Source organism: Halobacillus alkaliphilus (assembly GCF_900113125.1).
Lineage (GTDB): Bacteria > Bacillota > Bacilli > Bacillales > Halobacillaceae > Halobacillus > Halobacillus alkaliphilus.
The window spans coordinates 1-9,523 of sequence record NZ_FOOG01000072.1 but is presented as its reverse complement, the minus strand read 5'-3'; the positions used below and the strand labels follow the sequence as shown (position 1 = coordinate 9,523).

The 9,523-nt window shown below is 42.5% G+C and carries 9 protein-coding genes and 1 pseudogene; all 10 read right to left on the bottom strand.

The genetic code is table 11. From position 1 onward, the window contains the following. Positions 1-347: 347 nt before the first annotated feature. On the bottom strand, positions 348-947 hold the full coding sequence (locus tag BMZ06_RS19875; RefSeq protein WP_089754908.1) for a nitroreductase family protein: 600 nt from the start codon (positions 945-947) through the stop codon (positions 348-350). Between the two features lie 97 nt (positions 948-1,044). Continuing rightward, positions 1,045-1,626 carry a YdcF family protein gene (locus tag BMZ06_RS19870; protein ID WP_089754905.1) on the bottom strand — a complete coding sequence of 194 codons (582 nt, stop codon included), beginning with the start codon at positions 1,624-1,626 and terminating at the stop codon, positions 1,045-1,047. A gap of 95 nt (positions 1,627-1,721) precedes the next feature. Next, positions 1,722-3,008, bottom strand: a complete 1,287-nt coding sequence (gene eno / locus BMZ06_RS19865; RefSeq protein WP_089754904.1) for a phosphopyruvate hydratase — start codon at positions 3,006-3,008, stop codon at positions 1,722-1,724. Positions 3,009-3,022: 14 nt separating this feature from the next. Then, positions 3,023-4,561, bottom strand: a complete 1,539-nt coding sequence (gene gpmI / locus BMZ06_RS19860; RefSeq protein WP_089754901.1) for a 2,3-bisphosphoglycerate-independent phosphoglycerate mutase — start codon at positions 4,559-4,561, stop codon at positions 3,023-3,025. Continuing rightward, entirely contained in the window at positions 4,554-5,315 is a 762-nt protein-coding gene (gene tpiA / locus BMZ06_RS19855) for a triose-phosphate isomerase (RefSeq protein ID WP_089754899.1), read from the bottom strand. Before tpiA ends, gpmI begins: the two co-directional genes overlap by 8 nt. Before the next feature lie 19 nt (positions 5,316-5,334). Beyond that, complete coding sequence (locus tag BMZ06_RS19850; RefSeq protein WP_089754896.1) at positions 5,335-6,516, bottom strand: phosphoglycerate kinase; 1,182 nt, start codon at positions 6,514-6,516, stop codon at positions 5,335-5,337. 178 nt (positions 6,517-6,694) lie between these two features. Beyond that, the gene (gene gap, locus BMZ06_RS19845; protein WP_089754891.1) at positions 6,695-7,702 is read right to left on the bottom strand and encodes a type I glyceraldehyde-3-phosphate dehydrogenase; all 1,008 of its coding nucleotides are present in this window, start codon (positions 7,700-7,702) and stop codon (positions 6,695-6,697) included. 35 nt (positions 7,703-7,737) lie between these two features. Next, on the bottom strand, positions 7,738-8,766 hold the full coding sequence (locus BMZ06_RS19840) for a sugar-binding transcriptional regulator (RefSeq protein WP_089754890.1): 1,029 nt from the start codon (positions 8,764-8,766) through the stop codon (positions 7,738-7,740). Positions 8,767-8,914: 148 nt separating this feature from the next. Next, the gene (locus BMZ06_RS19835) at positions 8,915-9,148 is read right to left on the bottom strand and encodes a glutaredoxin family protein (RefSeq protein ID WP_175477945.1); all 234 of its coding nucleotides are present in this window, start codon (positions 9,146-9,148) and stop codon (positions 8,915-8,917) included. Between the two features lie 135 nt (positions 9,149-9,283). Further along, positions 9,284-9,523, bottom strand: a pseudogene (locus tag BMZ06_RS19830) (group II intron maturase-specific domain-containing protein); the annotation flags it as partial.

The following is a 9,523-nucleotide window of genomic DNA, read 5'->3' as shown; positions in this document are numbered from 1 at the left end:
AACCTTTAAAACTTAGGGTGGATTATAGGTGATCCTTGCTCAATGGAAGGCGATTATGAAGAGAATTTCGAGCGCTCCATGATCGCAAAGGGGCGGAAGGGAACGGCGAAGACTTCTGCGGGATGAACATGACAGGTGAGGCCCCTGGAAGGCGCCAGCCTGAGGAAACTCAACGCAAGGGATGTTCGACTAAGATCGCCACAACGTCGAACGACCCTGCGTCTTGCAGGGCCGCGGAAAGCGAGTCGTTCCCTGGAGCCCCTTTCCACACAATATCTCGAAACTGAGTCTTACAGTAACCGACCCTTTAGCGTAATAAGACTCTTATAAGAAATCAACAACAACCTTTAATATAGCTTATTTGTAAAATTGTAATTAAATAACGTATATTTGTCTTCCATAGAGGTCCTGGGTTTAGCTTTTGGTACTTTCTCCGGATACCCCATTTGAATGACTCCTATCAATTTATGTAAGTTAGGATTCAGTCCGACGCCTTTTATAAACTCATCATCGTGTAAATATGGACTAGTGGTCCACAATCCTCCGACCCCTTTATCCCAGGCCAACAACTGAACATTCTGGATAAAAGCGCAGACGGCTGCATAATCTTCTTCGTATTTGTGTGCATTTGCATCCTTTTCCATGAAAATCAAAGCGTGGTGAGGTATATTCTCTAGAAACTCATGAATTCCCTGCTTCATCCGTTGGGATTTTTCCTCGCTATATCCTTCAAAGAAGCCTTTTCTCTTATAGCTTTGCAAAACTAGATCAGCATATACTTGTTTACCTTCTTCCTGAAACATATAAATGTTCCATGGCTCTTTCATTCGGTGAGTCGGGGCCCATGAAGCGGATGTGAATATTTCTTTTAACAAAACTTCCGGGACTTCTTCTTGTTTAAAATCGTGAATGGACCGCCGATTCTTTATAGCTTCTACCAACTCCATGCAATCCCCCCTCTTCTTTAGAGACTATGAAATGTTATTCTTATAGGATTATTGAACATGAGGACTCTTAATATAAGACATTAAATAGACCCTTCCTTTAAGGTAACAAATTTGTAATTTGATATCCCATCAAGTATGCCCACTCTCTTAAAAAGAACGGTACTTTCGTGTTAAGTGTCTCATAAGCTGAATATTGTGTGGGTACACCAGTAACATCCATACCCTGACTTTCAGCCTCTCCCGCAGCTCTTTTAAGGTGAAATTGATCACTTACAAGCAGATAGGAATCAATTCCTTTACTAGACGCTACTTTCTTTGCGTTAATTAGATTTTCTTTCGTTACAAGCGAATGCTTTTCAATTAAAATCGCTTCTTTTGGTATTCCATTCTTCACTGCATATTCTTTGCCTACTTCAGCTTCTGAGGCTGCTGCTTCCTGACTTCCGCCCCCAGTAAATATAAGGTAATCCACTTTATCATCTTTATAAAGCTCGACAGCTTGCTTTAAACGCCCCTTAAATACAGGACTCGGCTCTCCGTTCCATTGCGCTGCTCCAAGTACTATGGCAGCATCTGCATCAGGTATATTCTTCTCTTCACCGTATGTCCATAAACTATATCCTGTGTAAAGAGCATACACAACTATAAGAATTGAAATTATTTTTAAAAATCGCCGCATCGTTTAAGGTCTCCTACTCTTTGATGTCTATCATCCACCCCATCATATCACAGAAAAAAGCCTCTCTGAATAATCAGAGAGGCTTAGAGTTAAATTTATTTATTCAAGTTGTAGAATGCTTTTCCACCTGCGTACTCAGCAGTTCCAAACAGCTGGTCTTCAATACGAAGCAGCTGATTATATTTCGCTACACGGTCAGTACGGGAAGGAGCACCTGTCTTGATTTGCCCTGCGTTTGTTGCAACAGCAATATCAGCGATTGTGGCATCTTCCGTCTCGCCAGAGCGGTGAGAAATAACAGCTGTATATCCTGCTCGCTTGGCCATTTCGATCGCTTGGAAAGTTTCTGTAAGTGTACCGATTTGGTTCACTTTAATAAGAATGGAATTACCTACACCCTGTTCAATAGCACGTCCAAGTTTTTCAGTGTTTGTTACGAACAAGTCGTCACCAACCAACTGCACTCGATCGCCAATTCGGTCTGTAAGAAGCTTGGTTCCTTCCCAGTCGTTTTCATCCAGGCCGTCTTCGATGGACACAATTGGGTATTTGTTTACAAGCTCTTCGTACCAATCAACCATTTCTTCAGAAGTACGTACAACACCTTCACCTTTGAGGTTGTATTTTCCATCTTCATAAATCTCAGAAGAAGCTACGTCCATGGCAAGCTTCACTTCTGCATCAGGCTTATATCCTGCTTCTTCAATAGCCTCAATAATCGTAGAAAGGGCTTCTTCATTGGATTTAAGACTAGGAGCGAATCCACCTTCATCACCAACACCTGTGTTGTACCCTTTATTCTTAAGCACTTTCTTAAGAGAGTGGAAGATCTCTGCGCCCATTCGAAGAGCTTCTTTAAACGTCGGAGCACCAACTGGCATGATCATAAATTCTTGAATATCTACGTTGTTATCCGCGTGCTCTCCACCATTTAGAATGTTCATCATTGGAGTTGGAAGAGTGTTAGCTGTGAAGCCTCCAAGATATTTGTATAATGGAAGACCTACCACGTCAGCTGCTGCGTGAGCTACAGCCATCGATACACCAAGAATAGCGTTAGCGCCTAGTTCCCCTTTATTTTCAGTACCATCAAGCTCGATCATCATTTGATCAATAATCACTTGTTGAGTAACGTCCATTCCAAGCAGGTTAGGAGCAATTTTCTCGTTCACGTTCTCAACAGCTTTTTCTACACCTTTTCCAAGATAGCGGTCTTTGTCACCATCGCGAAGTTCTACAGCTTCGTATTCACCGGTAGAAGCTCCACTTGGTACAAGCGCTGTACCGAATGCGCCGGATTCTGTATAAATTTCAACTTCAACCGTTGGATTACCGCGAGAGTCTAATACTTCACGTGCGTAAACGTCTGTAATAAATGGCATTTAAATTCTCTCCCTTATTTTTTAATTAATGACTGACCTGTCATTTCTTCAGGCTGTTCAATGTTTAATAATTCTAGAAGCGTCGGAGACAAATCTCCCAGCACTCCTTCTGTGCGAAGCTCAGCACCTTCTTTAGTAACAATTACAGGTACTGGATTAGTCGTGTGGGCAGTCATGGCGTGTCCATCCGGAGTCGTAACTTCATCTGAATTTCCATGGTCTGCTGTAATAATAGCGTGCCCGCCTTTTTCATGAATCTTATCGACAATTTTTCCTAAACACTCATCCACAGCTTCGATAGCCTTAATGGTCGGCTCAAGCATACCAGAGTGTCCAACCATATCAGGATTGGCGAAGTTCAGGATAATCGCATTGTGCTTATCAGCATCTAACTCACCTAAAAGAGCATCTGTAACTTCATAAGCACTCATTTCAGGCTGAAGATCATATGTCGCTACTTTTGGAGAATCAATGAGTATGCGTTCCTCACCATCAAATTCATTTTCGCGACCACCGCTCATAAAGAAGGTTACGTGCGGATATTTCTCTGTTTCAGCAATGCGCAGCTGTTTCTTATTGTTGTTAGCTAGTACTTCTCCAACTGTATTTTTAAGATCTTTTGGCGGAAAAGCGATCTTGCTATTTACTGCATCGCTGTATTGAGTCATTCCTACAAAGTAGGTATTCTTTGGAGCATCTCCGCCTCTTTCGTAACCATCAAAGTCATCATTAGCGAAGGTTTTAGATAGTTGAATTGCACGGTCAGGACGGAAGTTAAAGAATATAATGGAATCTTCATCGTTTACTGTCCCTTGAGCCTCACCGTTCTCATCTGTTAGTATTACTGGTTCGACAAATTCGTCATAGACTTCTTTCTGGTAGGAGTCTTCTACTGCCTGAAGTGGATCCTCATACTTATGACCTTTACCATAAGCAATCGCATCATATGCCAGCTTCACTCGTTCCCAGCGGTTATCACGGTCCATGGCGTAATAGCGCCCTGAAATCGTTGCCAGCTTACCGACACCGATTTCTTCTACTTTATCCAATGTTTGTTGAATATAGGTCTTGGCTGATTGCTGTCCCACATCACGTCCATCAAGGAAGGCGTGAATATAAACCTCTTCAAGTCCTTCATTCTTGGCTAAATTCAGTGTGGCAAACATATGGTCAATATGACTGTGAATCCCGCCATCTGATAATAACCCAAAAATATGAAGGGCTTTATTTTTTGCTTTAGCATTTCTTACTGCGTTTAGCAAAACTTCATTCTCGTAAAACTCACCCTCACGAATGGAAAGGTTTATACGAGTCAGACTTTGGTAAACGACACGTCCAGCCCCGATGTTCAGGTGGCCGACTTCTGAGTTCCCCATTTGTCCCTCTGGAAGACCCACAGCTTCCCCGCAGGCAGTTAGCTGAGCGTGAGGAAACTGGTTCCAATAGCGGTCGAAATTAGGTGTGTTCGCTTGTTTAACTGCATTGCCTTTTTCTTCATCCCGCAGGGCATACCCATCGAGAATAATTAAAGCTGCTAAATCATGATTACTCATGTTTACCTGCCTCCACAAGTTTTAAGAAAGAATCTGCTTCGAGGCTCGCTCCTCCTACTAATGCTCCGTCAATATCCGACTGGGAAAGCATCTCATCAACGTTGGCAGGCTTTACACTGCCGCCATATTGAATACGTACGGCATCAGCAGCATCTGCGTTTACATAGTTGCTGACCGTTTCACGAATGTGCGCACAGACTTCATTAGCTTGTTCTGCAGTAGCCGTACGACCTGTACCAATCGCCCAAATCGGCTCATACGCGATAATGACATCGGCACACTGCTCATTCGTAAGACCTTCAAGAGCTTTTTTAACTTGGGACTCTACATGATTCATAGTTTGATCTGCTTCACGCTGATCAAGCGTCTCACCTACACAGATAATTGGGGTGAGTCCATGTTTAAAGGCAGCGTGAACTTTCTTGTTAATATCCTCATCTGTTTCATTAAATACTTCACGACGCTCAGAGTGGCCAAGAACTACATACGTGACACCAAGTTCTTTAAGCATCACTGGGCTTACTTCCCCTGTAAAAGCGCCGCTTTCTTCAAAGTGCATATTTTGGGCACCAATTTTCAAGCTGGTTCCTTCTGTTTCTTCTACTAATTTCTGAAGAAACGGGAAAGGAGCACATACAACGGATTCTACCTTGTCAGAAGATGGTACCTCATTCTTTGCCGTTTGAATAAAATCTTCCGCTTCGCGGTGTGTTTTGTTCATTTTCCAATTTCCTGCAATCACTTGTTTACGCATGTCTTCATCACCTCTCCTTTTATTTATCGTTTAGCAGTGCAACTCCTGGAAGATCTTTTCCTTCCATAAACTCTAAGGAAGCACCGCCTCCGGTAGACACATGATCCATATCATCTGCATATCCGAATTTCTCTACAGCTGCTGCTGAATCTCCGCCTCCGATCACGGTATAACCTTCTGTTTCAGAGAGAGCATTCGCTACAGCTTTCGTTCCATTCGCAAACGTTTCAAGTTCAAATACACCCATCGGTCCATTCCAGATCACCAGTTTGGAATTTTTGATGACTTCAGCATACTTTTCTCTTGTTTTCGGACCAATGTCAAGAGCTTCCCAGTCAGCTGGGATGTTGTCAATCGATACTACTTCAGTGTTTGCTGAATCAGAAAAGTCATCGGCGACAACCACATCTTCAGGCATAAGGAAATCTACGCCTTTTTCTTCAGCTTTCTTCATATACTCTTTCGCTGTTTCGATCTTATCTTCCTCTAATAAAGATTTACCGATTTCGTAACCTTGAGCTTTTATAAAGGTATAAGCAAGTCCGCCACCGATAATTAAATGATCTACTTTATCAATCAAGTTATCGATTACACCAATTTTATCTTTAACTTTAGCACCGCCAATTATTGCTGTAAACGGGCGCTCTGGATCGGAAAGTGCTTGTCCCAGCACATTAATTTCTTTTTCCATTAGAAAACCAGCTACTGCCGGCAGATGTTCAGCTACACCAGCTGTAGATGAATGAGCTCGGTGAGCAGCTCCGAAGGCATCATTTACATAAAGGTCTGCCATGTCAGCGAATGCTTTTGATAATTCCGCATCATTTTTCTCTTCGCCAGGATGGAAGCGTACGTTTTCAATTAGAAGGACTTCCCCATTATCCATTTCAGAAATGGCTTTGTTTACTTCATCGCCGTAAACCTGGTCGGTTTTCGTTACGGTTTGTCCAAGCAGATCACTTAGACGTTTCGCAACTGGATCCAAACGAAGTTCTTTTACGACTTCACCTTTTGGGCGACCAAGGTGACTGGCAAGAATTACTTTAGCTCCATTACCAGACAAATGCTTAATGGTTGGAAGAGCCGCTTTAATCCTAGTGTCATCTGTAACTTCTTCCCCGCTCATCGGAACATTAAAGTCCACGCGGCAAAATACAGTTTTTCCGTTTACCTCTACATCACGAATGGTTTGCTTATTCATGAAATGACAACCTCCTTGGTTTATGGTCAGGGTAGATTAACCTGCCCCTATGTACGTTTCCACTTCAGTTTCCAGTGAAAACGCGAGAGCAGCACAATCTCTGAAAACATGGATAAAGGAGGAGGACATGAGACCTCCTCCTTTATCATTTCTTCAATCTATTCAGTATCAGTTTTTCTTACAAGCCTTGGTTTTTAAGATAAACAGCCAAGTCTACACAACGATTGGAATAACCGAATTCGTTGTCGTACCAAGAAACAACTTTAACCATATTGTTTTCAAGAGCAAGAGTAGACAATCCATCAATTACAGATGAATGTGTATTTCCATTATAGTCAGAAGAAACAAGAGGCTCATCGCTGTAACCCAGGATACCTTTAAGGTCGCCTTCAGCTTCTGCTTTAAGAGCTTCGTTTACTTCTTCAACTGTTACGTCTTTTTCAAGTTCTGCAACAAAGTCAACGATTGATACGTTAGCTGTTGGTACACGCATAGCCATACCACTTAGCTTACCATCAAGCTGTGGAAGAACTTTCGCTACCGCTTGAGCAGCACCTGTTGTTGTCGGGATAATATTTTGAGCTGCTGCACGAGCGCGACGGTAGTCTTTATGAGGCAGGTCAAGAATTTGCTGATCATTTGTGTAAGAGTGAACAGTTGTCATCATACCGCGTTTAAGACCGAATTTTTGATCTAGTACTTTCGCATATGGTGCCAGGCAGTTTGTTGTGCAAGAAGCATTAGAGATTACATGGTGGGAATCTTTATCGTATTGATCTTCGTTAACACCCATTACCACTGTAAGGTCTTCTTGTTTTGCTGGTGCAGAGATGATTACTTTCTTAGCGCCTGCATCCAAGTGTTTCTTAGCATCGTCACGCTGAGTGAAGCGGCCTGTTGATTCAATAACTACGTCAACACCAAGGTCGCCCCAGCCAAGCTGAGCAGGGTCTTTTTCAGAAAGAACTTTAACTTCTTTGCCGCCAACGATAAGGTTGTCCCCGTTGGTTGTAACTTCTTCATCAAGTGTACCATGAACCGTGTCATACTGAAGCAGGTGCGCTAGCATGTTAGCATCTGTCAGATCATTCACCGCTACTACTTCTACACTTTCATTTTTCAACGCAGCACGATAAACGTTACGTCCAATACGGCCAAAACCGTTAATACCAATTCTTACAGTCATGTAAAATTCCTCCTTGGATTCTATGCATAATATATTTAAAGGGAAATTCCCCTTATTAACTCTTTCGCCGCACCTTCATCGGTGATAAGGACATTACTCTGTCCCGGCTTAAAATAGGAAGCAATAGCCTGGGCTTTCGAACGCCCTCCTGCTACGGCTATCACATGCTCAGCATGCTTTAAATCTTCTAATTGAAGGCCCACCGTTCTCACTTTATGAACGATTTCACCCTTTTGGTTAAAGTAATAACCAAAGGCTTCTCCCACGGCTTCACGGCTTTTGATAAGGCGTAATTGTTCTGCCGAGGTTTTTCTTCTCTCAGCCATCATTACAGCATCCCCTACACCGTGGATAATAATTCCTGCTTTCCGGATAATCTCGAGTACTTCCTTTATAGAGGGTTCCTCGATAATGGTCTTATAAGAATCCTCGCTTAAAGGATCGGGGACATAAAGTAAGCGATAATCCCCTTTGGCTTTTTTAGCCATTTCAGCGCAAATGGTATTCGCCTGATTTTCCACTCTTTCCCCAAGACCGCCGCGTGCAGGTACGTAGAGACATTCATCAGCACCTCGAAACGGTGTCATCATTTCAGCTACTGCCGCCATAGTCGTTCCACCAGTAATGCCGATGGTTTGGCGGGGAATTAACTTGTCTTTTAAATAATTGACGCAAGCTTTCCCCATTTCGCTTTTCACCCAGTCGAGGTCATCACTATCACCAGGAACAACCACAGCATAGTCTAGGTTTAATTTATCCTTTAATTGCTTTTCTAAAACCTTTATCCCTGTAACTTCTTTAATGAATTCAGCCAATTGCTCCAGAATGTTTTGACCTTCATAGGTCAAGTGCATTCCGCGGGAGGTAATTTCTACAGAGCCTTGCTTGTTTAAGAAGTCCACTTCACTGCGAACAGTACGCTCCGCTAGCTCTACGTTTTCCGCTAGAGCGCGACGTCCAACAGGCTGCATGATCTGGATGTAATACAAAAGTTTATAGCGTTGCTGCATAACGTCAACCACTTCGGGAAAAAGTTTTTTTTGTAAGTCAATTAAATCTCGCATGGAAAAGCTCCTTATGTTAAAAACCATCAGTTGGGCCGGATTACGTCCCGGGTAGTCAAATTATGTCCCGCATGGAGCAAAAAACATCTCTTTCACTTGTAATATTAACAGTGAGAATGCGGAGGCGCAAGCAAAATTGAGTGAATTTTTAATGTAAGCGTTCTTCTATCGATGTATAGGTAATAGAACGATAGTCTAATTCATCTCCATTAACTTCAAGGACGGGGACTTCGTATAAATACTTACTCATCAGTTCTTCATTTTGCTCAATATCAATTTCCTCCACCTCTATTTGATATTCCCCAGAGAGCAGATCGACTAAACTCCTTACCTCTTCACAAAGCGGACACCTTTGCTTTGTATATAGGATTATTTCATTCACGCTTTTCCTCCTTTTTGTCTCTATATTTTACATGTTCTTCCCTTACTATACATAAATCGAGTAGGAGGAGGTGACTAACCTCCGTCCTCTCACACCACCGTACGTACGGTTCCGTATACGGCGGTTTCATAAAATTCAACGTGCATTCAATGATTTCAAACCCATACGTTGCCAATAATGGTCATTGAGTGTGCGATGGAGAATTGGGCTACTGGCTATACGCCAGTAGCCTTTTCTTGTATTTCCCCATTCGAAGGCTTTCGCCTTTGTCACTCCCAATGCTATTAAATTATTCACTTTTGTCTTAGGCAATTTCCATTCTTTCCATCGAATCATCCGGAGCCTTCTCCTCAACCATTCCATCATTCTTTTGAA